The sequence below is a fragment of the Idiomarina loihiensis L2TR genome, assembly GCF_000008465.1.
GTDB classification, from domain to species: Bacteria; Pseudomonadota; Gammaproteobacteria; order Enterobacterales; family Alteromonadaceae; genus Idiomarina; species Idiomarina loihiensis.
The window spans coordinates 811,261-832,621 of the sequence record NC_006512.1 but is presented as its reverse complement, the minus strand read 5'-3'; the positions used below and the strand labels follow the sequence as shown (position 1 = coordinate 832,621).

24 protein-coding genes and 1 riboswitch are annotated in these 21,361 nt (G+C 47.8%); of the genes, 8 read left to right on the top strand and 16 right to left on the bottom strand.

Annotated elements, in window-relative coordinates; translation table 11 throughout:
* Nucleotides 1-4 precede the first annotated feature (4 nt).
* The gene (locus IL_RS03940) at nt 5-466 is read left to right on the top strand and encodes an RDD family protein (protein ID WP_011234027.1); all 462 of its coding nucleotides are present in this window, start codon (nt 5-7) and stop codon (nt 464-466) included.
* A 23-nt stretch (nt 467-489) separates the two neighbouring features.
* Here the strand turns inward: IL_RS03940 and IL_RS03935 are convergent, their stop codons facing one another.
* Nucleotides 490-1,125: a cation transporter gene (locus tag IL_RS03935; protein ID WP_011234026.1), complete on the bottom strand. Its 636-nt coding sequence runs from the start codon at nt 1,123-1,125 to the stop codon at nt 490-492.
* A 159-nt stretch (nt 1,126-1,284) separates the two neighbouring features.
* Here IL_RS03935 and IL_RS03930 point away from each other — a divergent pair, with 159 nt between their 5' ends.
* Genes IL_RS03930 through IL_RS03920 form a run of 3 tightly spaced genes read left to right on the top strand, consistent with a single transcriptional unit; the run spans nt 1,285 to nt 4,885 of the window.
* On the top strand, nt 1,285-2,922 hold the full coding sequence (locus IL_RS03930; protein WP_011234025.1) for a CTP synthase: 1,638 nt from the start codon (nt 1,285-1,287) through the stop codon (nt 2,920-2,922).
* A gap of 39 nt (nt 2,923-2,961) precedes the next feature.
* Nucleotides 2,962-4,254: a phosphopyruvate hydratase gene (eno, locus tag IL_RS03925; RefSeq protein ID WP_011234024.1), complete on the top strand. Its 1,293-nt coding sequence runs from the start codon at nt 2,962-2,964 to the stop codon at nt 4,252-4,254.
* Nucleotides 4,208-4,885, top strand: a complete 678-nt coding sequence (locus tag IL_RS03920; protein WP_011234023.1) for a hypothetical protein — start codon at nt 4,208-4,210, stop codon at nt 4,883-4,885. Before eno ends, IL_RS03920 begins: the two co-directional genes overlap by 47 nt.
* Here the strand turns inward: IL_RS03920 and thiH are convergent.
* The 11 genes from thiH to IL_RS03865 all read right to left on the bottom strand — a co-directional run bounded on the left by thiH (nt 4,836) and on the right by IL_RS03865 (nt 15,051).
* Complete coding sequence (gene thiH / locus IL_RS03915; RefSeq protein ID WP_011234022.1) at nt 4,836-5,978, bottom strand: 2-iminoacetate synthase ThiH; 1,143 nt, start codon at nt 5,976-5,978, stop codon at nt 4,836-4,838. The two genes, IL_RS03920 and thiH, sit on opposite strands and share 50 nt — an antisense overlap.
* Complete coding sequence (locus IL_RS03910; RefSeq protein ID WP_011234021.1) at nt 5,975-6,745, bottom strand: thiazole synthase; 771 nt, start codon at nt 6,743-6,745, stop codon at nt 5,975-5,977. Before IL_RS03910 ends, thiH begins: the two co-directional genes overlap by 4 nt.
* Before the next feature lie 3 nt (nt 6,746-6,748).
* A complete protein-coding gene (thiS, locus tag IL_RS03905; protein WP_011234020.1) occupies nt 6,749-6,949 on the bottom strand; it encodes a sulfur carrier protein ThiS in 201 nt (66 codons plus the stop codon).
* Nucleotides 6,933-7,691: a HesA/MoeB/ThiF family protein gene (locus tag IL_RS03900; protein WP_011234019.1), complete on the bottom strand. Its 759-nt coding sequence runs from the start codon at nt 7,689-7,691 to the stop codon at nt 6,933-6,935. The genes thiS and IL_RS03900 overlap by 17 nt, the downstream gene beginning before the upstream one ends.
* Complete coding sequence (gene thiE / locus IL_RS03895; RefSeq protein ID WP_231378627.1) at nt 7,681-9,198, bottom strand: thiamine phosphate synthase; 1,518 nt, start codon at nt 9,196-9,198, stop codon at nt 7,681-7,683. The genes IL_RS03900 and thiE overlap by 11 nt, the downstream gene beginning before the upstream one ends.
* Nucleotides 9,195-10,901, bottom strand: a complete 1,707-nt coding sequence (gene thiC / locus IL_RS03890) for a phosphomethylpyrimidine synthase ThiC (protein WP_011234017.1) — start codon at nt 10,899-10,901, stop codon at nt 9,195-9,197. The genes thiE and thiC overlap by 4 nt, the downstream gene beginning before the upstream one ends.
* 83 nt (nt 10,902-10,984) lie before the next feature.
* A riboswitch (TPP riboswitch) is annotated at nt 10,985-11,103 on the bottom strand.
* Between the two features lie 40 nt (nt 11,104-11,143).
* The gene (locus tag IL_RS03885) at nt 11,144-11,788 is read right to left on the bottom strand and encodes an SCO family protein (protein ID WP_011234016.1); all 645 of its coding nucleotides are present in this window, start codon (nt 11,786-11,788) and stop codon (nt 11,144-11,146) included.
* Nucleotides 11,781-12,533 (bottom strand): formylglycine-generating enzyme family protein, encoded by a 753-nt coding sequence (locus tag IL_RS03880; RefSeq protein ID WP_011234015.1) that lies wholly within the window; start codon nt 12,531-12,533, stop codon nt 11,781-11,783. Before IL_RS03880 ends, IL_RS03885 begins: the two co-directional genes overlap by 8 nt.
* 10 nt (nt 12,534-12,543) lie before the next feature.
* Nucleotides 12,544-13,695 carry a multicopper oxidase domain-containing protein gene (locus tag IL_RS03875; RefSeq protein ID WP_011234014.1) on the bottom strand — a complete coding sequence of 384 codons (1,152 nt, stop codon included), beginning with the start codon at nt 13,693-13,695 and terminating at the stop codon, nt 12,544-12,546.
* Between the two features lie 33 nt (nt 13,696-13,728).
* Nucleotides 13,729-14,121 carry a c-type cytochrome gene (locus IL_RS03870; protein ID WP_011234013.1) on the bottom strand — a complete coding sequence of 131 codons (393 nt, stop codon included), beginning with the start codon at nt 14,119-14,121 and terminating at the stop codon, nt 13,729-13,731.
* A gap of 135 nt (nt 14,122-14,256) precedes the next feature.
* Complete coding sequence (locus tag IL_RS03865) at nt 14,257-15,051, bottom strand: hypothetical protein (protein ID WP_011234012.1); 795 nt, start codon at nt 15,049-15,051, stop codon at nt 14,257-14,259.
* A gap of 88 nt (nt 15,052-15,139) precedes the next feature.
* Here IL_RS03865 and IL_RS03860 point away from each other — a divergent pair, with 88 nt between their 5' ends.
* The gene (locus tag IL_RS03860; RefSeq protein WP_011234011.1) at nt 15,140-15,796 is read left to right on the top strand and encodes a Fe2+-dependent dioxygenase; all 657 of its coding nucleotides are present in this window, start codon (nt 15,140-15,142) and stop codon (nt 15,794-15,796) included.
* Nucleotides 15,797-15,822: 26 nt separating this feature from the next.
* Here the strand turns inward: IL_RS03860 and IL_RS03855 are convergent, their stop codons facing one another.
* Together IL_RS03855 and IL_RS03850 are read right to left on the bottom strand one after the other, a co-directional pair.
* On the bottom strand, nt 15,823-16,245 hold the full coding sequence (locus IL_RS03855) for an MAPEG family protein (RefSeq protein WP_011234010.1): 423 nt from the start codon (nt 16,243-16,245) through the stop codon (nt 15,823-15,825).
* Between the two features lie 31 nt (nt 16,246-16,276).
* On the bottom strand, nt 16,277-16,579 hold the full coding sequence (locus IL_RS03850) for a DUF2007 domain-containing protein (RefSeq protein ID WP_011234009.1): 303 nt from the start codon (nt 16,577-16,579) through the stop codon (nt 16,277-16,279).
* A gap of 107 nt (nt 16,580-16,686) precedes the next feature.
* Between IL_RS03850 and IL_RS03845 the strand changes: the two genes are divergently transcribed.
* Nucleotides 16,687-16,953 (top strand): DksA/TraR family C4-type zinc finger protein, encoded by a 267-nt coding sequence (locus tag IL_RS03845; protein ID WP_011234008.1) that lies wholly within the window; start codon nt 16,687-16,689, stop codon nt 16,951-16,953.
* A gap of 1 nt (nt 16,954) precedes the next feature.
* On the opposite strand, the gene IL_RS03840 is transcribed toward IL_RS03845, so the two are convergent.
* Nucleotides 16,955-19,444: a bifunctional diguanylate cyclase/phosphodiesterase gene (locus tag IL_RS03840; RefSeq protein WP_011234007.1), complete on the bottom strand. Its 2,490-nt coding sequence runs from the start codon at nt 19,442-19,444 to the stop codon at nt 16,955-16,957.
* Nucleotides 19,445-19,484: 40 nt separating this feature from the next.
* On the bottom strand, nt 19,485-20,207 hold the full coding sequence (locus tag IL_RS03835) for a sulfite exporter TauE/SafE family protein (RefSeq protein ID WP_011234006.1): 723 nt from the start codon (nt 20,205-20,207) through the stop codon (nt 19,485-19,487).
* A gap of 92 nt (nt 20,208-20,299) precedes the next feature.
* Here IL_RS03835 and ftsB point away from each other — a divergent pair, with 92 nt between their 5' ends.
* Both ftsB and ispD read left to right on the top strand, forming a co-directional pair.
* Nucleotides 20,300-20,581, top strand: a complete 282-nt coding sequence (ftsB, locus tag IL_RS03830; RefSeq protein WP_011234005.1) for a cell division protein FtsB — start codon at nt 20,300-20,302, stop codon at nt 20,579-20,581.
* Between the two features lie 18 nt (nt 20,582-20,599).
* Nucleotides 20,600-21,361 (top strand): 2-C-methyl-D-erythritol 4-phosphate cytidylyltransferase, encoded by a 762-nt coding sequence (gene ispD / locus IL_RS03825; RefSeq protein ID WP_011234004.1) that lies wholly within the window; start codon nt 20,600-20,602, stop codon nt 21,359-21,361.

Here is a 21,361-nt window from a genome sequence, read left to right as displayed (position 1 = left end):
AATAATGGAAGATAAAAAAGAATACGCTAAGTACGCCGGGTTTCGAATTCGCTTTGCAGCGATGTTAATTGACGTTGTTATCTTGGTGATTTTGTTTTCAATACCCGTTGGATTTATCTACGGTCAGGAGTACTGGCAAGGTGAAAAGCTGATATACGGCTTCTGGGACGTACTGATTAACTACGTTATACCGGCCATACTGACTATCTTTTTCTGGATTAAGTTCTTAGGAACACCCGGTAAAATGATATTGAAATTACGGGTAGTGGATGAGCATACTGGGGGGACCCTGAGTATAGGGAAAGCCATCGGCCGTTATTTTGCTTATATTCTCTCTATCCTTCCGGTTTTTCTAGGCTTCTTCTGGATAGGTTTTAGCGACAAAAAGCAGGGCTGGCACGATATATTAGCTGGTACCGTAGTGATCCGCAGCGAATCTAAAGGGCCTTTTGAGTTTAGATCTTAGCGTTTTTTGCTATATTCTGGAGCCTAGCCGCAGCACCCCGAAAGGTCAGTTTTCTCACCCGCTTTTACTGCTCGTGCATCGCGAATAATGCGTATTGCAGAGCGCAGCACAATTAAAGCAATGACTGTGGCTATGACTAAGTCCGGCCAGGCCATATTAAGCTTAGCAACCAGCAGAGCTGAGAGAATTACCCCGCCGTTCATTATCATGTCGTTGCGCGAGCATATCCAGCTGGCACGAATGTTAATATCGCCATTGCGCGAGCTGTACAGCAAAGCGAAACAAGCGATATTAACGGCAAGAGCGAGCAGGGCAACCCAGAGCATCATGTTGGCGTTAGGCTGGCTGCCAAAAATTAAACGTTGTAACACATCTGCCAAAACCACAAGTGCCAGCACGGTTTGCAGTGTGCCGTTAAGAATGGCGGCGTTGGCTTTGTATTTTATGGCTTTACCAACAGCATACAAACTAACTGCATAAACCAGAGTATCCGCCAGCATATCTAATGAGTCGGCAAAAAGCCCACTGGACTCTGCTAACCAACCCGCAATAAATTCAACGAAAAACATCACTCCGTTAAGAACCAGCACGGTCCATAATAATGTCCTTTGTGCTTTGTCGATGTGTTGTTGTGCGGTGGTGCCACAGCAGGACGACATAAAGTAACTCCGAATAGGTTTTAGCTGGCGCTATACTAGCAAAAGTGCTTGGTTGGAGACAGGTGGCGTGCTTTTTATTTGTTGTTAAGGTCGTCTTTCGGTATACTACTTTCCCGTCTGAATGCAATCCCAAATTTGACCTGACCAACTAGGTATCACATGGCGACAAACTATATTTTCGTAACCGGCGGAGTTGTATCCTCGCTGGGTAAAGGCATTGCTGCAGCCTCCCTGGCGGCAATTCTAGAAGCACGGGGCCTTAACGTTACTATCATGAAGCTGGATCCCTACATTAACGTAGATCCGGGTACCATGAGTCCAATTCAGCACGGTGAAGTTTTTGTCACCGTAGACGGAGCTGAAACCGATCTTGACCTTGGTCACTACGAGCGTTTTATCCGCACCCGTATGACCAGCAGCAACAACTTTACCACCGGCCGTGTCTATGAAGACATTATTCGCCGTGAGCGTAAAGGTGAGTTTTTAGGAGCGACCATTCAGGTCATTCCTCACATTACCAACGAAATTAAGCGTCGTGTTATTGAAGGCAGTAAAGGCTTCGACATTGCCATTATTGAAATTGGCGGCACGGTGGGTGACATTGAGTCACAACCTTTCCTTGAAGCCATTCGTCAGTTGGGCACGGAAATTGGTCGTGACCACACCTTATTTATGCATCTGACCCTGGTGCCATTCTTAGGCGCTGCGGGTGAGGTGAAAACCAAACCGACTCAGCACTCAGTGAAAGAACTGCGTTCTATTGGTATTCAACCAGATGTATTGGTGTGTCGTTCGGATCGCTCCTTACCGGCAACAGAGCGTTCGAAAATTGCTTTGTTTACCAATGTAGAAGAGCGAGCGGTTATTGGCTTGCGCGACGTAGACAGCATTTACAAAATTCCTTCTATGTTAAAGGCCCAGAGTTTGGATGACATAGTCACCAAGCGCTTTAATTTAGATTGCCCCGAAGCCGACTTGCATGAATGGGAAGAGGTTCTGTATCAAGAATCTAATCCGAATGGTGAAGTGACCGTCGGTTTTGTCGGTAAGTACGTTGAACTGCCGGATGCCTATAAGTCGGTGAACGAAGCGCTGGCTCATGCCGGCCTTAAAAATCGTTTAACGGTAAACATTCGTTACATCGACTCTCAAGACTTAGAAACCAAAGGTACGTCTAAGCTTGAAGATGTGGACGCTATTTTGGTGCCAGGCGGTTTTGGTGATCGTGGCATAGAGGGCAAGCTTATTGCGGCAAAATACGCACGCGAGAATAACATTCCTTACTTAGGCATTTGCTTAGGCATGCAAGTGGCAATGATTGAATTTGCCCGTAATGTTGCTGGTTTAACCGGCGCTAACAGCACTGAGTTTGATGAAAATTGCAGTGACCCGGTAGTTGGTCTTATCACGGAATGGATGGACGCCAGTGGTCAAAAAGAACTGCGCGACAAGCATTCCGACTTAGGCGGCACGATGCGTCTTGGTTCACAGGAATGTCATTTAGAAAAAGGTTCTAAAGCGCTTAAAATGTATGGCAAAGAAACCATTGAAGAGCGTCACCGCCATCGCTACGAAGTAAACAACCATTACATTGAGCCGCTGGAAAAAGCTGGCTTAAAAATTACCGGTTACTCGCACGATAAGCAGTTGGTTGAAATTCTGGAAAACCCGAAACACCGCTGGTTTGTGGCAGTACAGTTCCACCCGGAATTCACTTCAACGCCGCGTGACGGGCACCCGTTATTTAAAGGCTTTATAGAAGCTGCTGGCGAATTTCATAAAGAGCGTTTGGGTTAATAACCCGGCTAATGATTAAGCATTAAACAGGATTTAAGCATGAGTAAGATTGTTAAAGTTGTTGGTCGTGAAATTATGGACTCCCGTGGTAACCCGACGGTTGAAGCCGACGTTTACCTGGAGTCTGGCCACATGGGCCGTGCGGCAGCACCAAGTGGTGCATCAACCGGTTCACGTGAAGCTCTGGAGTTACGTGACGGCGACACTTCTCGTTACTTAGGTAAGGGTGTTGAAACGGCAGTCGCCAATATTAATGGCGCTATCGCTGAAGCCTTAAGCGGTATTGATGCGATTAACCAGGAAGCTGTCGATAACATTATGTTGAGGCTGGACGGTACCGACAATAAAGAAAAGTTGGGTGCTAACGCTATTTTAGCTGTGTCTCTTGCTGTGGCGAAAGCAGCGGCTTTGAGCAAAGGCATTGAGCTTTACGAACACATTGCCAACCTGAATAACACCAGCGGTAAATACAGCATGCCACTGCCAATGATGAACATATTAAACGGCGGTGAACATGCAGATAATAACGTGGATATTCAGGAGTTCATGATCCAGCCGGTTGGCGCTGAAAGCTTCAAAGAAGGCCTGCGTATGGGCGCTGAAGTGTTCCATGCTCTGAAAAAGGTTCTGCAGAAGCGCGGTTTAAGCACAGCGGTTGGTGACGAGGGCGGGTTTGCGCCTAACTTGGCATCTAACGAAGAAGCCTTGCAGGTGATTGTCGAAGCGGTTGAAAACGCGGGCTATAAAATGGGCAGCGACATTACCCTGGCTTTGGATTGCGCTGCATCTGAATTCTACCGTGACGGTAAATACGAATTGTCTGGCGAAGGTAAGTCCTTTACGGCAGAAGAGTTTGCCGACTACCTGGCAGAGCTTTGCGACCGTTACCCAATTATTTCTATTGAAGACGGCCTGGACGAAAGCGACTGGGACGGCTGGAAAGTCTTAACCGAAAAACTGGGCAGCAAAGTTCAGTTGGTCGGTGATGACCTGTTTGTGACCAATACGCGTATTCTGAAAGAAGGTATCGACAAGTCGATTGCCAATTCAATTTTGATTAAATTTAATCAGATTGGTAGCCTGACAGAAACCTTAGCAGCCATTGCGATGGCGCGTGAAGCAGGTTACTCGGCGGTTATTTCTCACCGTTCGGGTGAAACCGAAGACGCCACTATTGCCGATTTGGCAGTAGGCACCGCAGCGGGTCAAATTAAAACCGGCTCGCTGTGTCGCTCTGACCGGGTTGCTAAGTACAACCAATTATTGCGTATAGAGGGCGATTTGAATGGCCAAGCGCCTTACCGCGGACGACAGGAAGTCAACGCTGGCTAATCAACAGGCGGACATATTTCAGCCGCTGGCACAGCAGGGCGATTTTGCCGAGCTGTGCTCAGCGCTGTATGAACGTGAATTACCGCAACTGGCACAGGTTAATGATATGCCTGTTGCGGCTCTGCAACGTCGTTTAGCCAGTCTCCCGCACTATATTCGTCACGCCGCTCATGGTTGCCTCAATGCAGTGCAGTATTCGCCGTTAAAGTTGGATGTTCAGAACGCCAGCTGGCAGGCTCCTCAGCCAACAAAATCTCCTTCAGCCGGTATATCTGCCGAAGGGCAGAGCCAATGGTTTGCTAAACATGCAGCTTTGGGTCTGGTGGTTCCTGTTCGTTATCAAACTCCTGAATTTACGACCATAATGCTCGACAGCATCGACCGTGTGGATCCTGATAAAAAGCGTCTGCATCTGAATTACCGTGGCTGGTTTGATTTTACCGGGCAGGGTGAACATAGTCAGGATACCTTACTCAAGCCTAATAAGCGTGTTATGACCGCAGCCAGCTGTGGACATCAGTGGAATCATAAAGGGCGCGTTAACCCACGCACCTTAACGCTGCGTGAGTTGTTACTGGTGGCTACTCTGGACTGGAAAAAGTTTCAGGTGGCATTGCGGATAGCTCGTTAAGCCAGTCCTGCCATACCGGTTGTAATCCTTTCGCTTTTATTGCCTGCGCCACTTCACTTACTGGCCTGTCGTCATCTATGGAAAACTGTTCCAGCTCTTGTTGCTCGTTGGCGTAACCGCCGGGCTGAGTTTTCGATTCGGCACTGACCGAGGTCACACCTAGCCGAAACAACCCATCACGAAGCGCCTGCTGTTCGCGGGTGGAAAGGCTGAGTTCTACATCGGGGAACCGCAACCGATAGGCGCAAATTAACTGAACCAGTTGTTTATCAGAAATTGTCCTTGCGTTATCGACACCACCGGCACAGGGCCGTAGCCGGGGAAACGACAGCGAATAACGACTGCGCCAGTAGCGTCGCCGTAAATAATCCAGATGCATGGCGGTAAAGGTGCTGTCGATACGCCAGTCCTCCAGTCCAATCAGCGAGCCCAGGCCAATTTTATCGATACCGCATTCGCCCAGGCGGTCGGGCGTTTCAAGCCGCCAGCGGAAATCGCGTTTTTTGCCTTTTAAGTGATGTTTAGCATAGGTAGCGGCCTGATAAGTTTCCTGATACACCATAACGGCGTCCAGACCCAGCGTGCGTAATTCAGCGTATTCATGGGTAGCCAATGGCTGCACCTCAAACATGACATAGCTGAAATAGCGTTTGATAATAGGTAGCGCGTGACGAAAATAATCAATACCTACCTTGGTTTCATGCTCGCCAGTCACTATCAGCAGGGTGTCAAAACCTTTGGCTTTTATGGCCTGACATTCCTGCTCGATTTCAGTTGGTGACAAGGTTTTGCGCTTTAAGCGGTTACTCATGGAAAAGCCGCAGTAGCTGCAATCGTTAGCACACAGATTCGATAAATACAGCGGAATAAACAAGTGCAGTGTGTTACCAAAGCGTTGCCGGGTCAGTTGTTGTGAGCGCTCTGCCATAAGGGGCAGATAGGACTCCGCCGCCGGCGACAGTAACGCCATAAAATCGCCCGTATTCAGATGTTGTTTGCTTAAAGCGGTTTCAACGTCAGCCGCGTTTTTACTGTAAAGCTGCAGGCGGGTATCATCCCAGCTGGTCTGCTCCCAGGTAGTATAAAAGCTCATAGCGACTCCAGAAACTCCGTTAACGGGCTGGATGCGGACGCTTTTAGCGAAGCGTTTTGACTTAAGCCTGCTTCAAAGGCCTGACGCCCAACAATAACCGCATCGCGAAAGGTTTTTGACATAGCGACGGGGTCGTTTGCAGTGGCTATGGCGGTATTCACCAGCACAGCGTCTGCGCCCATTTCCATAGCTTCAACAGCGTGGCTTGGCGCGCCAATGCCCGCATCGACAATGACGGGTAGCGATGCCTGCTCGATAATAATCCGTAGGAAGTCTCGAGTAAGCAGGCCCTGGTTTGAGCCTATGGGAGCGCCTAACGGCATAACTGCCGCACAGCCAACTTCCTCTAAGCGTTTACACAATACGGGATCAGCACCGCAGTAGGGCAGTACGGTAAAGCCTTCTTTTACCAAAGTTTCAGCGGCTTTTAGGGTTTCTATCGGGTCCGGCAGCAAATAGTTGGGGTCGGGGTGTATTTCCAGTTTAAGCCAATGGGTACCTAAAGCTTCACGGGCAAGGCGTGCAGCAAAAATAGCGTCTTGTGCAGTTTTGGCACCAGAGGTATTTGGCAAAAGCTGTAAACCTAAGTTTTGTATAGGCGTGACAATGTCGTCAGTGGGGCGCTCAAGTTCAACGCGCTTTAATGCCAGCGTTACTAACTCGCTACCGGAAGCCGCAAGGGACTTCTGCATAATATCCGCGCTACTGTATTTGCCAGAGCCTATGAATAAACGGGAATGAAAATCTCGATCGGCTATTCTCAGCATGGTTTAACCTCCGGCCACGGCTTGAACAAGTGTAATGGTATCGTTGTCTTTAAGCTCAGTCTGTTGCCATTGCTCGCGGTGTATAATCTGTCCGTTTAAGGCGACGGCAACGGCCGAGGTATCGACGTTCTGAGCAGACAGTAGCTGCGATAAGTTGGTTTTTTCAGTGATCTCAAAATCTTTGTCATTAATTTGAATGCGCATTTTGACCTCCGCATACAGGGCATGAAGCGGCCCGCGGTAAATAGAGTTGTTGCCAGTTTTGCGATAAGCCATTGAAGGTTTGCAGGTAACCCCAGGCAAGCTTATGTCCGGTAAAATAATTAATTGCCAGTAGCGCCTGACTGGATCCCATAATGCCCACAACAGGAGCGGCTATACCCGCGTTACTGCAGTTCAGTGGCTCGGTAACAGCGTCGGGATAAAGGCACTGATAACAGCCGTGCGATTGCCCCGGATTTAACGCGATGAGTTGCCCGTTAAAGCCGCGCGCCGCAGCAGAAATGAGCGGGGTGTTCAGGCGGTAGCAGCTTTGGTTGATCAGGTACCGGGTCTCGCGATTGTCGGTGCAGTCGAGGACTAAATCGGCTTGTTCGGCGAGCGCGTCCAGATTGCCTTCATAGGCCTTTTCTTCAATAGCGGTGATACGAATGTCCGGGTTTAACCGCGACAAAGAATGACCAGCTTGCCACGCCTTGGACAAACCAATACCGTCGCTGGAATAGAGTGTTTGGCGCTGTAAGTTGCTGAGACTTATTGTGTCGTGATCGACCAGTGTGATTTGCCCAACGCCCGATGACGCCAGATATTGGCTGGCAGGACAACCGAGACCACCCAAGCCAATAATCAGCACATGACTTTTGAGCAAACGCTGTTGTCCGGTTTCGCCAATTTCTTTCATCAGTATGTTGCTGCTGTAACGCAGAAGTTGTTCGTTACTCAGCATGAGCAACCTCGTTCTTTTCTTTAACCTCGAGTTCAGCTTCCATCTCCGTTAGTAGCTGATGAACAGCCTGCTCTACGTTTCTGGCAGCAGTAATCGCGCTAACAACCGCTATTCCGTTTACGCCAGTAGCTGTTACGGGAGCTACGCGCTCTAAAGAAATGCCCCCAATAGCGACTGTCGGTATGTTCTTTGGCGCTAATAACGCGGCATAGCGGCGTAGTCGCTGCAGCCCTTGCGGTTTGGATGGCATAGTCTTGGTTTGAGTTGGGAAAATATGACCTAACGCGATGTAAGATGGCTTGTACGCTTGAGCAATTAATAACTCGGTGTAGCTGTGAGTGGAAATGCCCAACCTCAACCCTGCTTGCTGAATAGCGTGAAGGTTAGCCTCGGTTAAGTCTTCCTGACCTAAATGCACGCCATAAGCGTTGTGCTTAATAGCCAGTTGCCAGTGGTCATTAATAAACAACTGCGCTGAATATTTCTCTGCCAGCTGAATGCTTTTTTTAATAGCGGTTTCCAACTGAGGAGCATCAGGATCTTTAATACGCAGTTGCAGTGTCTTAATGCCCAGTTTTAAGAGCTTTTCTATCCACTCGTAAGAATCCACTACCGGATACAATCCGGGTTCCTGGTCTAGACTGGGAAACTGGAGGTCAACACAGGGCAACTCCGGCGTATTAATCTTTGGAAAATGGTCAATTTGCTGTGGCCAGTGTGTATGAGCAACAGGGCCTGGTCCTCTGCCTATACCTTTCGCCTCAATCAGGCCCTGATGCACGTAGGCATTAGCGACTGTTATGGCATCCTCAAGTGGATAGTCATGTGCTAACGCCGCGGCAATGGCTGAAGACAAGGTGCAGCCTGTTCCGTGGCTGTGTTTTGTTCTCAACTTCTGCTGAATGTACTGGGTATGTCCATCGGAGCTAAGGTAATAGTCAGAGATTTCATCGGCGCGACCAAAATCGGTGCCTGTTACCAGAATTCGGGACAGTCCGGCCTGAAAGAGTTGTTCTGCAGCGCGATACATTGAGTCCTCATCAGTAACCTCTAATCCGCTCAACCAACTGAGTTCATCCAAATTCGGTGTCATAATATCAACCAGCGGGAATAACTCCGCGCAATGTTGAGGCTTGAGCTCCGACAGGCGATCCTGCTGAGTGCTGACAACCACCGGATCCCAGACCACGAAAGGCTGGGGAAGGGGATCAGACCATTGCTTTAAAAAGTCAGCCACACACTGAAGCTGTTGCACATTACTAAGCAACCCAATTTTTATCGCAGCAGGCGGCATGTCCTGTTGCAGGCATTCCAACTGCTGACGAACGGCGTCAGCAGCTAACGGGAATAACCCGGTGGTTGCAACAGAGTTTTGGGCGGTAATTGTGCTTATGACACTGCAGCCATGCACGTTCAGACTACGGAACGTGTGCAAGTCCGCCTGAATGCCTGCGCCACCGCCGCTGTCAGAACCTGCGATGGTCCATACGACAGGTATCGACATCATTCTGCTCCTTCGGTCGCCGCGTCTTTCACTTTTACATCAATTCGAGTGTCCGGGTTGTACTGACGTACCTCGTGTGAAATTTTCATGGAGCAGAACTTTGGCCCGCACATGGAGCAAAACTGCGCGGTTTTGTTCGAATCCTGAGGCAGTGTCTCATCGTGATAGCTGCGAGCGGTAACCGGATCCAACGCCAGATTAAATTGATCCTCCCAGCGGAATTCAAAGCGGGCTTTTGACATAGCGTCATCCCTCGCCTGAGCGCCTGGGTGACCTTTGGCTAAATCGGCCGCATGAGCCGCTATTTTGTAAGCGATCATCCCCTGTTTTACATCTTCCTTGTTAGGCAAGCCTAAGTGTTCCTTCGGGGTAACATAGCAGAGCATGGCGCAGCCAAACGCGCCAATCATGGCAGCACCAATACATGAGGTAATGTGGTCGTAACCGGGTGCGATATCGGTGGTTAGCGGCCCTAAGGTGTAGAACGGCGCGCCGTGACAGTGCTTTAACTGCTCATCCATATTTTCCTGAATTTTATGCATGGGCACATGGCCGGGGCCTTCTATCATCACCTGCACATCGTACTCCCAGGCAATTTGAGTCAGCTCGCCTAGTACTCTCAGTTCAGCAAACTGAGCTTCATCGTTGGCGTCGGCAATGGAACCGGGGCGTAGGCCGTCACCTAAAGACAGCGACACATCATATTTCGCACAAATTTTGCAGATATCGCGGAAGTGCTGATAAAGAAAACTTTCTTGCTGGTGCGCCATGCACCATTTCGCCATTATCGAACCGCCACGGGAGACTATGCCGGTAACTCGCTTTGCAGTCAGTTTAATGAAGTCGTGCAGTACGCCGGCGTGAATCGTAAAATAGTCCACACCTTGCTCAGCCTGTTCCAGCAGTACGTCTTTAAATACTGGCCAGCTCAGATCCTCAGCAACGCCATTGACCCGTTCTAAAGCCTGATAAATAGGCACAGTACCAATAGGCACTGGACTGTTGCGTAAGATCCACTCACGGGTTTGGTGAATATTACGGCCGGTAGATAAGTCCATTACGGTATCAGCGCCCCAGCGAGTCGCCCATACCAGCTTTTCGACTTCTTCTTCAATAGACGAACTAACCGATGAGTTACCAATGTTGGCATTCACTTTAACCAAAAAGTTGCGGCCAATAATCATTGGTTCTGATTCGGGGTGGTGGGTATTAACGGGAATAATCGCGCGTCCACTGGCGACTTCGTCGCGTACAAATTCCGGTGTTATGGGGTTCTTAAGGTGCCCCCGACCCATATTCTCGCGCAGTGCAATGAACTCCATCTCAGGGGTGATCACGCCGCGCCTTGCGTAAGCTAACTGCGTAATGCCGTGATTATATTGCTGGTTCTCGCTATGGCGCTCCTGAATCCAGTTTTCACGAACCTTTTTCAGACCCGCTTTTACGTCAATTGTGGCATCCGGGTCACCGTAGACACTGGATGTATCATACACATCTACCGGTTCGTTCGGTGGTAACTTCACGCCCGGTGTGGGCTGGTGCAGGGTTTCGCTAAGGTGAATGCGACGAAAGGGGACCTGGATGTCTTTGTTGCTGCCTGAAATAAATTCACGGCTGGAATTAGGGTAATAATGCCCGGATAGTGATGATAAGAAGGATTCAGCCTGTTGGCGGTTTAAACGGTTATTCGATGGTGCAGTTGACATAGCATTCTCTCATTTTGTTGATGTTAGAGATGCTTGTCAGGAGTGTTGAAAGGAACATCAGCGCAGAAACAACGGTCGTGTCATGCTGATGCTCTCTTGTTCCCTTCGCAGGTATTAGCCTGATCAGGTTCAACGGATCCCGCAATTGCGGTCTCAGCCGGTAACTTCATTAAGAAAGCTACCGGCACTCCGACAAGATTCCTTTTTAGTGGAACAAAATCTTAGAGCGAATGCAACCGCTGTTAATCGTTAACCAGTTTAGCGACAACGTTAGCTGGCTTCTCCATTGGCTGGCTTAGGCCTTCTATGCGTTCAACAATAAGCCCTTGTTTATCGAGAATAGTGATCAAATTGCTGTGATCAAAATCACCGTCCGGACGCTGTCGATACCTCACGCCAAGTACTGTAGCTAAGGTTCTGATATCCTGCTCCGAACCGTTCAGAAACAGCCAGTTGTCGTTGTTAAGTTGATACTGCTTAACATAGTCAGCGAGTGCCTCGGGTGTATCGCGATCGGTGTCAAAACTCACCATAACGAGCTTAACTTGCTGTTTAGTGTCTTCGTCCAGCTTGCTGTATAAGCGTTTTACGTCATGAACCAACACTGGGCAGGCGGTGGTGCAACTGCCATAAATCATGGAAAGAATAACGGGATGACCTTCAAGTTCTGAAAGCTTGAGTTGGCTATTCTTATGCGTGTTCCAGGTAGCATCTATCTGGTATACCGACTCGGAGTGAGAGACCTCTGCTGCGTTCATTGCCGTATGATTGCTGTGGTCGTTAGCTGTCTGATTCTTGTGCATATTGTGATGCGAGTGATCCTGCGCAAAAGACTGGACAGCAAAGATCAAAGAGGCCAGGGCGGTCAATTTTAGCAATTTATTCATGGTCGTTCTCCAGGTCGTATGCGCAACGAAAACCCATAGTGCTGGTCGCACTTTGCGGGGCGTAATCACTGCGTGACTGATAACGGAAAAATGTGGCGTAATTGGCGTTACTAAAACTCGACATAAAGCGCGCTCCGTCGCCACATGAGCCGGAGAGCAAATCGACGTCATCGCCGTTGGTTAATAATAATTGATAGTCGTCTACCCATTCGTTGACACGGTCGTGCATGTGCATCAATTGCTCAGCATTTGGGTCGACGGTTTGTTGTTTCGCACTGTGTGGCTGGCTGTACCAGGCAAACAGGTTACGGGCATAATCATCGTCGCTGATGTTCTGCTGTTGCCGATATTTGACCGACGCATACTCCCACTCGTTAAGACCAGGCAAACGGCCACCTTGTGCGGAGCAGTATTCGCGTGCGGCAAACCAAGACACATAAGTGACTGGTTCGTTGTCTTTGCCTTTAGCAAATTCAGTATTATCATCCCAATGCTTCAGGTAATTTCCATCATGGAATAGGGCAGCGATGTTGTCTCGCTGCCACTGAGGTTGTTCAATGACAAATTCCAGAAACTCTTGGTTAGTGACAGGGGTTGCGTCCAGCATGAAACTTTCCATTTCTATACTGAGGCGCTCTTTGTCCAGTAAGACCGGAGGTTCGAAAGTACCACCATTGATCAGAACTGGATCAGCGAGCACTAAGGGTGACAATAAAACACCTGCAACTCCAAGCCACTTAACCATAAGTTTCCCCTTATTTCTCTTTACGCGGACCGGCAATTAATGCACCAGCTGCGCCACGCTCTGCATCAGCAAATTCGTGATCGACCAACTTATAGATGCCTTCTTCCGGAACAATAAATTCAATGGTTGCGCTGTTACTGGCACCCAGCAGCACGGTTTGCATGCCATACCATTCGTTACGCGGATCACCTTCGTACCAGACGCGGTCGAAAATCGCACCAATTACGTGGAAGCTGGAAGTGCCTGAAGGACCTGCGTTTAAAACATGTAAGCGCACACGGTCACCTTCGTTCGCTCGTAAAGGGTTGTCGCTAAGTGCTGCAACATGTCCGTTAAAGGTCACATGACTTGGCTGGCGGTCTAAAGCTGCACCGTGGTTATAGATGTAGTTACCTTCTGAGGCTTCTTCCAAATAGTGCTCTGACTGAACCAGAACGAATTCTTTATCAACGTCTTTGTCAGTTGGGTAGCCATCTTTAGGAGATACCACAACGGCGCCGTATTGGCCCATAGCTGTGTGCATGAGTACGCTGGAAGTACCACAGTGATACATATAAGTACCCGCGTAGTTGGCTATCCATTCGAACTCAATAGTTTCACCCGGAGAAATGGTACGCCATTTGTCTTCCGCTGCTACTGTGCCACTATGAAAGTCCATAGAGTGGGGCATTGGGTTAACGACTGGCTGGTTATTCTGATAACCGTTGGCCTGCAGTTGCTGAATGAACGGAGCACCATTTTTAACTGGCTTAGTAATAGTCACTTCTTCGTCAGAGCGGTTTTTCATTTTGAAGATAACACGGTCACCTTCACGTACGTGCAATACCGGTCCGGGTACTGAGCCACCGAATGTCCAGGCCGAATAGGTTACTCCCGGTGCTACTTCTATTTTCTGAGAGAAAACATCCATGCGTATGTCATGAGTTTTGTTACCTTCGTAGTCAAGTTTCGCTATGTTTGGAACCTGAGTCAGATAGTCGCCAACAACCGCCGGGCCGTTGTAGTCTTCGCGGTAGACTTTAGCTTCTGGTAATCCAAAGATTTTACCATCAATGACATATTCGCTGTCGTGCTTAAGGCTGAGCTCTTCCGCATTAACCGGAGCTGACGCCATAGCAGCCAGAAGAGAGGCACTGATAATTGATAAGCTTAGAGTTTTCATAATTATTTTTCCTTTAACTGATAACAAATAGGTTTAACGCAAACTGGCAACGGCTTCGGCTGTGATAGTCTCACTGCCGCCTGCAAGATCGGTATTGATGTAGTTAGCTAAGGTCGCTATATCGGCGTCTTTCAGATAACCCATGGGCGGCATAGCTCCGTTGTAATTTGTTCCGTTAACGGTTAGCGCGCCGGACTTACCATTGATAATTGTCTTAGCTATGTAGTCGGGGTTATCTTTGATATTTGTATTTCCTGCCAGCGGAGGAAATACGCCCTGCATGCCTTTGCCATTTGGTTGATGACATGCCTGACAATATTTTTTGTAAACGTTTTCGCCTTCGCCTGCGTTGGCTGACTGGCTCATAAACAAGCCAGCTAATGACACGGCAATGACTGAAATTTTGCAAAGAGACTGAATGCTCATAACGACACCTTCGTAATTGACTTAAGATGCCTTTAGAATACTGCTTTAATGAGCTTTTGCGAGTGAAATGAAGGGGTAACTCAGGCCTACTCCTTTATGTGTAAAAGAAGTAAGCCGAATGCAGGTTGGTAGGTATTAAATGCTGCGTGCTTCCAGTTCAATACGAGAGGCAGCACCGTAAATTTTACTAGGATCTCCCTCAAATTCACCTTCTGGGGTAGTAGTAGGCCAGAGGTTTTCAAGGTTACTGATGACCTTGCGGGTTTCGCTAATGGCTTCTTCAGCTTTTTCTGCTTCTTTATAATTAATACGGTTTAAGCGTTCAAGCGCAATTTCTTTAAAGCCCATGGCGTCTTGATATTCGTGAACATTAGTGACTTCGCCATTTTGAATGCCTATAGCGTACTCGTCGGCGGCTACCATTAGCATTGATGAAACACTCAATATGACGTCTTTAGCTGACATGTCAGCTATAGGTTCATTAGCGCTGATAGAGTCCAGCAGAGCCTTGTAGTTGCTCATGACCGTGCCTTCATTTTTATCATTAATGACACTTTCCGCCAGGGTATTTAACGGTTCGGCAAATCCGGGTAAGCCGCGTGCTTCAAATGCTTCAGTGAGACCACTATAGAGCTCGTCACCCGGGTGTTTCATGTGAGTTTTAGCCATTTCAATGTGGCCTTGCTCGTACAGTTTCATTCCCACCCATAAATGGCCGCGAATAAAACCGAGTTGAGCCAGAAAAGCCGTGTCATTGGTGTTTAAATCAATTTCAGGAGCGGCCATTTCGCCTTCTGCCATAGGGGCAGCCATGAACATGGAAGGTGCCGCGCCCGGTTGAGTCAGTGGCGCTGCTGTTACCTGTGATGCTGCTACGGTGGTGGCCAGAACACTGCCAACGCCAAGCCAAACTTTTTTCTTTTCAAACATATAAAGACCTTAGTATGCTTTTTTGCGAGAGTTAACTAATGTATATTTGCAGAAATGATAACTATTCGCAAGTTAGAAGTGTGGAATAATGATATTACAAATTAGCAATGCCGTAGATACAGATACGGTAAAGAGTATTGTTGCAGGCCTTGATGCCGGGCAGTTTAGTGATGGTAAGAAAACCGCAGGCTGGGCAGCGAAAGATGTAAAAAATAACCAGCAACTGTCGGGTAAAAAGTCTGAGGCAGCTACACAAGTGCTGCTGGACAGGCTTCAGCAAAACGCTCTGGTGCAATCGGTTATGCGGCCAAAGCAGGTGGCGCGGGTGACTATAAACCGATATCAGCAGGGAGAGTACTACGGTACCCACATGGACGACTCCTTAATGAACGGGGTAAGAACCGATATTTCTTTTACGCTGGGTTTGTCACCCTTATCGGATTTTGAAGGCGGAGAGCTGGTTATTGAGGATGCCAGTGGTGAGCGGAGCTGGCGGCTTGGGCAGGGGGATATTCTTATGTATCCGAGCCATTACCTGCATCGGGTTAATCCGGTGACTAAAGGTTCCCGGCTGGCAATGATAGGCTGGGTGCAAAGCTTGGTTAAACAGCCGAATTACAGGGAGCTACTCTTTGATATAGAACAATCGTTGAAAGCTGAGTTTGATGCAAACGGTAAGTCTGAAAACTTTGATCGCCTGACTAAGGTGTTTCATAACCTGTTAAGAGAATGGTCTGATGTGTGATCAGCCCAGAAAAAATTTAACGGCTTTTAAACCAGAGTGACACCGCACAAAATAAGCAAAGCAACGTTAGCTGCTAGCCCAATCATAAAGAAATAGCTGCGGGGGCTGGGGTTTTTCTCCGTTGCTATGGCGTAGTAAAGAACCATGTGAATTAAGCGAGCAATAGCGAAAATCCAGATAAATATCCCTGTCCAGAAAGCGCTGACACCTATGAAGAAGGCCAGAAATACTGTGCCCAGCATCAGCGGATAGTTTTCTAACGAGTTCATTAGCGTGCGGTGAGCACGAAACACAAAAGATGAATGACTCAGTGAGTCGTCGATTTTACCCGGAACGGCACCGGGTTGTTTCGCTTTTTGACCGCTGGCAATAACCCATTGAACCAGCAAAATGACCAGAGCAATGAGTACGCCCCAATAAGCCATTGTATAAGTTTCACTTCCGTTCATTTTATGTCTCCTTTTGTTCCGTATGATTTGGTTAAGCCGGGTTTCCGCAACTCCAGCATACTTCAAAAGCGGCTCCGTTAATTTCCTGACAATTATTGCAACGCCAGTCCGGGCCGTTCGCTTGTTCTTCCATATTTTCAATCAGTGTTTTTGCGACAGCGAGTTGAGTATCATCAACAAGCCATAATTCAGGCCAGGTATCCAATGGCGCTAAATCACCAGCGGCGCCACTGGAAAACTCATTTTTCATAACTGTTTCAATGCCTTCCATTTGTAATAGGTTACGGGCGTTTTCCACTAATAGTTTGTTTTCATGGGTATAAATAAGTTTCATAGGCGTTTCTTATAGGTAAAACCTGAATAGCAATGTATTTTTACGTTATAGTTAATGTATCAGACTCAGCGTCTGTTTGTGTTCTCCATTTTTCTAAGGAGTTGTATATGGCGGGTGGCTGGTCGCACGATGGTGCCGTACAGGAACAAATTGATGCCAGTACCGAAGATGAAGTAAAACGTGTACGCAGCAAACTTACCGGCGGGGAAAGTCTGGAGTTTTGCGAAGAATGTGGCGAGCCTATTCCGGAGGCCAGGCGCAAAGCGATTCCTGGTGTTCGTCTGTGTGTGGAATGTCAGGCGGAACTCGACAAGCAGGACTCAAACAAAGCGGGTTTTAACCGGCGTGGAAGTAAAGACAGCCAGTTACGTTAAGCTATGGGGCTGTCTTATCTGCCAGAAATTCAGACTCAGGTACGGGTTTGCTGAACAGGTAACCTTGAAAGGTATCGCAATTTAGTCGCGCCAAATAATTAAACTGTTCTTCGGTTTCTACTCCCTCAGCAACAATATTCAGTTTAAGGCTTTCTCCTAGCTGAATAATAGTGTAAACAATTTGAGCCTTTTCCATACTATCCAGCATGTTACGTACGAAAGATACGTCAATTTTCAGGGTGTCGAACGGAATTTGCATAAGATAAGAAAGCGACGAGTAACCCGTACCGAAGTCATCCAGTGCGAACTCAATCCCAAGGCGCTTTAATTGCTTTATTTTATTGGTTACGCTGGAAATGTCATCCATCAGCAAACTCTCAGTGAGCTCTAGCTTTAACCGATGAGGCCGTATCTCGTACTTCTCTACCAGAAGTTGAACCTGCTCAACAAACTCGGGCTGCTGAAACTGTTTGGCACTGACGTTAATCGACAGTTGCATCTTTGCTTTTTCAGGGCTCTGTTGCCATTGCTGGAGAATTTGGCAGGCACGCTCAGTAATCCAGTACCCTAAAGGAACAATTAAGCCGGTTTCCTCGGCTAAAGGAATGAAGTCAGCAGGAGAAACAAAGCGGCCATCACTTTGTTTCCAGCGGATGAGCGCCTCAGCTCCGGTGGGCTTTGACTCAATATTTACCTGAGGTTGCAGATAAAGTTCGAATTCGTTCTGTTTTATTGCATTACGCAGTTGCTCTTCCAGTTTGACTCGCTTACTTACTGCATCAGCAAACTCCTGACGAAACAGTGAGACTTCTCCCGTACCTTTGCGTTTTGAGTGAGATAATGCCAGGCCTGACTGGGTCATTAAGGTTTCAGCATTTGATTCGCTGTCGTCAAACAAGGAAGCGCCTGCGCTAAAGGAGCAAAGGTGCGTGTAGCTGTTGAGCTGATAGGGCTGTTGCAGTTGATCCAGCAATTGATAAATTCGGGTCAGCAATTGCTGTTTTATATTGACTGAATTACCACGCTCAAGTCCGGTTAGCACGACCGCGAATTCGTTCGCGCTCAAACGCGCCAGGAATGAGTTGGCTTTCGTCGAACTTTGCAGCCTTTCTGCCACGCGTTTTAACAGTAAATCACCCATATCCGAACCCAGGGTGTTATTCAGTATTTTAAATTTATCGATATCACAGAGAATTAACGCGCCGTTTTGGCCTGCTTCTTTATAAGTTGCGAGCTGATCTTGCAAATGATCCAACAAAGAGCGGCGGTTCGCTAACCCGGTTAACGCATCGTTGTAAGCCAGATAACGAATACGTTCACTGGATTCAACTTCTGCACTAATGTCTGTGACCGTTGCTACAAAATGTCGTTCTTTCTGTTGGTTATAGCGTACTTTTGAAATACTTAAGCGAACAGGGAAAGTCGTACCAGAACGTTTTCTTACATTAACTTTACCTTGCCAGGCAACTCTGCGGGCTAGTGAGTTCTTAATATTCTCCAGTAACTTATCTGAGCGCTCAATATAGTCTTCAATATTGAGTTTACTGCCTTTTATTCGTTCCAGGTCATCTCCGGTAAGTCGCGTAAATGCCTGATTCGCTAACAAAACACGGTTGTGTTCGTCGAATAGCAGCAAGCCGTCATCTATGGCACTAATAACTTCATAAAGTTGCTCTGCAGACATTTGGGCTAACTTTTGCTGTTGTTGCAAGCGTCTGTCTATCTGAGAGGCTATAATGGCCATTATAGCGGTTAAGCACGAGCCAATTCCGACAACGTAAGCCAGCCAGTTGCCATGGCCGCTGAATACCGCATCGGGTGCCCGGGTAGGGTAAAAATTGGCTGCTATCATGGCGGTATAGTGCATACCAGAAATAGCCAGAGCAATAATGGCGGCAACAACAATTTGTGCGCTTCTGCGCCTGAACCAGCTGGTTCTTTCCGATTTTTTATAATGGCGATATGCCAATAAAGCTATGATGCCCAACGATACGGCGACAAATACCGAAAGTACAAACCAGAGAGGGTCATAACGAAGGTGAGCTGACATTTCCATTGCAGCCATTCCGGTATAGTGCATCAGGCCAATACCGGCGCCCAAAACAGTTCCGGCGATGAGTGTTGCACGCACCGATGACAAAGACATTTGAATTTTCATTGCTATAAAGCTGCCGACAATGGCAGGAACAACTGAAATAAGCGTTAACAACACGCTATGACTCATGGGCAGGTGAAGCTCAAAAGCCAGCATGCCAATAAAATGCATACTCCAGACACCAACGCCAGAGATAACTGCGCTGACAATTAACCAACTGTAGCGAGCAACCTTAGCCTGATATATTTGTACACGTTCCAGTGTGAGTATCGCGGTATAAGAAGCTAGCAGCGCGACGCAATAGGAGAGTATGACTAACCCCGGGTTATGGGAGCCATTTATAGGGGACTGGGAAAATTGACCCAAATCGAAAAATGCGTACAGGGTTTCAAGCATAAATTTAATTTTACCAGAGCCGTTGGCGGGAGTACTAAAACTATTTAATACTTTGCAATACGACACTGAGTCCCGAAAGTATCATTAGTGCCAGAGTAAATTGTCTAAAACGTTGTTCTGATACATGCTGTTGAAGTCTTTGTCCCACGCTGGCGCCTATAAGCGCACAAGGTAGTAAAGCGAGTACCAGATAGAGATGGGGCTCTGCGTAAATAGACTGGCGTGAGAAGTTAGCGACGTTTGCCATGGCAATGCAGCAGAAAAACAGACTGAGTGTAGCGCGAAACTGTTGTTTTGGGATACGGGCATTGGCCAGAAATAAAACAATAGGAGGCCCGCCTAATGTCATTAACCCGTTGAGCAAGCCAGAGCCTGTACCTACCGCAATATGTCCGGGCGCATGTTCAGCAGTAGAGAGTTGTTTACCGCTAGCCAAAGCGAGCGCAACAGCCAGTATGACAAAACCAAGAATCAGTTTAATAAACTGTTCGTTTACGCTTAACAGCAAAGATCCCGATACCAGAGAAGCAATGACGCCTGAAAAAATTAACCATTTCCACTGAGATGGGCGAGCCGCCTCTCTGTTTTTCCAGTAGATCCAGCCGCCAATCACGATATTAATGACAGACAGTGCAGGCGTAAGTACGCTAATAGGGAACCACAGCGCCAGAATTGGGACGGCTAACAAACCGGAGCCAAAACCGCTTACCCCCTGAACCAAAGCTGCGAAGAAAAATACTATTGCGGCAGCGAAATACTCCAAATGAACCTCTTTTGTCTTATAATGCTGAAAACGGCTTTTCAGTCACGTCAATAGTCTTCATAATGATAACAGGAAAAACAACGGAGCTGAGCATGCGGGTGACTCTGGTCGTGTTGTTGGCCTTGTTCCTTGCGTTACAATACCGTCTGTGGTTTGGCAAAAATAGCCTACCGGATTATTGGCGGTTGCAGCAAGAAGTCAGCAATCAGAAAAATACGAATGAAAATCTGGAAAGACGTAATCAACTCATTTACGCAGATATTGAAGATTTGCGCGAAGGGGAAGATGCGCTGGAGGAGCGTGCCCGTAACGAACTAGGGATGGTAAAAAAGGATGAAGTTTTCTTCCGTCTTGTACCTGATCGTAATCCATAGCCTGAGCGGGTGAGCGAGATGAAGAGTGAGTCTGAAAGCCACGCACAAAGCCAGATTGATTCGTTAATGGCTGTGATCCCTGCGGCTGGCAGCGGAAGCCGGATGCAGGCTAACATCCCTAAGCAGTTTCTGATGGTCGCTAACCGGACTTTGCTGGAGTACAGCATCGAAGCCGTATTAAAGGATGCGCGGGTTGAACAGGTTTTCGTTGCGGTTTCTGACTCTAATGCTGAATACCTTATTGAACTTAAAAAGAGCCTGCCAACAAAGGTTCATTTTGTGACAGGCGGCAACAGCCGCGCTGAATCCGTATTGGCTGGAGTTAAAGTTGCTGTTTCGCAAGGGGCTACCCATGTGCTGGTACATGACGCAGCACGTCCATGCCTACCAAAAAAGGCATTAACAGCGGTCATTAATACCGGATTAAAGGACCCTCAAGGCGCAATTCTTGCCATTCCGGTAAGAGATTCCTTAAAACGCGCTGTTATCTCTGTCAATGATGAAACCGGTGTTACCCATATAGAATCCAGTGTTGATCGGGAGGCCTTGTGGCAGGCGCAGACACCACAAGTTTTTAATGCAGAGCGTTTACAACAAGCCATAGAGCATATGGGGGCATTAAACCCTCAGTTAACTGATGAAGCTTCTGCTATGCAGTGGTGTGGTTTCCAGCCGGCGCTTATTCCTGGCTCTATCCGCAACTTAAAAGTGACTCACCCGGAAGATTTTGAATGTGTTCGCGACTGGTTATTAGCGGACAATAATGATCATAAAAATTAA

What these genes read in the sequence shown, in the direction of transcription:
- IL_RS03940 (WP_011234027.1), top strand. Translation starts at nt 5, where the DNA reads ATGGAAGATAAAAAAGAATACGCTAAGTACGCCGGGTTTCGAATTCGC.
- IL_RS03935 (WP_011234026.1), bottom strand. Translation starts at nt 1,125, where the DNA reads ATGTCGTCCTGCTGTGGCACCACCGCACAACAACACATCGACAAAGCA.
- IL_RS03930 (WP_011234025.1), top strand. Translation starts at nt 1,285, where the DNA reads ATGGCGACAAACTATATTTTCGTAACCGGCGGAGTTGTATCCTCGCTG.
- eno (WP_011234024.1), top strand. Translation starts at nt 2,962, where the DNA reads ATGAGTAAGATTGTTAAAGTTGTTGGTCGTGAAATTATGGACTCCCGT.
- IL_RS03920 (WP_011234023.1), top strand. Translation starts at nt 4,208, where the DNA reads ATGGCCAAGCGCCTTACCGCGGACGACAGGAAGTCAACGCTGGCTAAT.
- thiH (WP_011234022.1), bottom strand. Translation starts at nt 5,978, where the DNA reads ATGAGCTTTTATACTACCTGGGAGCAGACCAGCTGGGATGATACCCGC.
- IL_RS03910 (WP_011234021.1), bottom strand. Translation starts at nt 6,745, where the DNA reads ATGCTGAGAATAGCCGATCGAGATTTTCATTCCCGTTTATTCATAGGC.
- thiS (WP_011234020.1), bottom strand. Translation starts at nt 6,949, where the DNA reads ATGCGCATTCAAATTAATGACAAAGATTTTGAGATCACTGAAAAAACC.
- IL_RS03900 (WP_011234019.1), bottom strand. Translation starts at nt 7,691, where the DNA reads ATGCTGAGTAACGAACAACTTCTGCGTTACAGCAGCAACATACTGATG.
- thiE (WP_231378627.1), bottom strand. Translation starts at nt 9,198, where the DNA reads ATGATGTCGATACCTGTCGTATGGACCATCGCAGGTTCTGACAGCGGC.
- thiC (WP_011234017.1), bottom strand. Translation starts at nt 10,901, where the DNA reads ATGTCAACTGCACCATCGAATAACCGTTTAAACCGCCAACAGGCTGAA.
- IL_RS03885 (WP_011234016.1), bottom strand. Translation starts at nt 11,788, where the DNA reads ATGAATAAATTGCTAAAATTGACCGCCCTGGCCTCTTTGATCTTTGCT.
- IL_RS03880 (WP_011234015.1), bottom strand. Translation starts at nt 12,533, where the DNA reads ATGGTTAAGTGGCTTGGAGTTGCAGGTGTTTTATTGTCACCCTTAGTG.
- IL_RS03875 (WP_011234014.1), bottom strand. Translation starts at nt 13,695, where the DNA reads ATGAAAACTCTAAGCTTATCAATTATCAGTGCCTCTCTTCTGGCTGCT.
- IL_RS03870 (WP_011234013.1), bottom strand. Translation starts at nt 14,121, where the DNA reads ATGAGCATTCAGTCTCTTTGCAAAATTTCAGTCATTGCCGTGTCATTA.
- IL_RS03865 (WP_011234012.1), bottom strand. Translation starts at nt 15,051, where the DNA reads ATGTTTGAAAAGAAAAAAGTTTGGCTTGGCGTTGGCAGTGTTCTGGCC.
- IL_RS03860 (WP_011234011.1), top strand. Translation starts at nt 15,140, where the DNA reads ATGATATTACAAATTAGCAATGCCGTAGATACAGATACGGTAAAGAGT.
- IL_RS03855 (WP_011234010.1), bottom strand. Translation starts at nt 16,245, where the DNA reads ATGAACGGAAGTGAAACTTATACAATGGCTTATTGGGGCGTACTCATT.
- IL_RS03850 (WP_011234009.1), bottom strand. Translation starts at nt 16,579, where the DNA reads ATGAAACTTATTTATACCCATGAAAACAAACTATTAGTGGAAAACGCC.
- IL_RS03845 (WP_011234008.1), top strand. Translation starts at nt 16,687, where the DNA reads ATGGCGGGTGGCTGGTCGCACGATGGTGCCGTACAGGAACAAATTGAT.
- IL_RS03840 (WP_011234007.1), bottom strand. Translation starts at nt 19,444, where the DNA reads ATGCTTGAAACCCTGTACGCATTTTTCGATTTGGGTCAATTTTCCCAG.
- ftsB (WP_011234005.1), top strand. Translation starts at nt 20,300, where the DNA reads ATGCGGGTGACTCTGGTCGTGTTGTTGGCCTTGTTCCTTGCGTTACAA.
- ispD (WP_011234004.1), top strand. Translation starts at nt 20,600, where the DNA reads ATGAAGAGTGAGTCTGAAAGCCACGCACAAAGCCAGATTGATTCGTTA.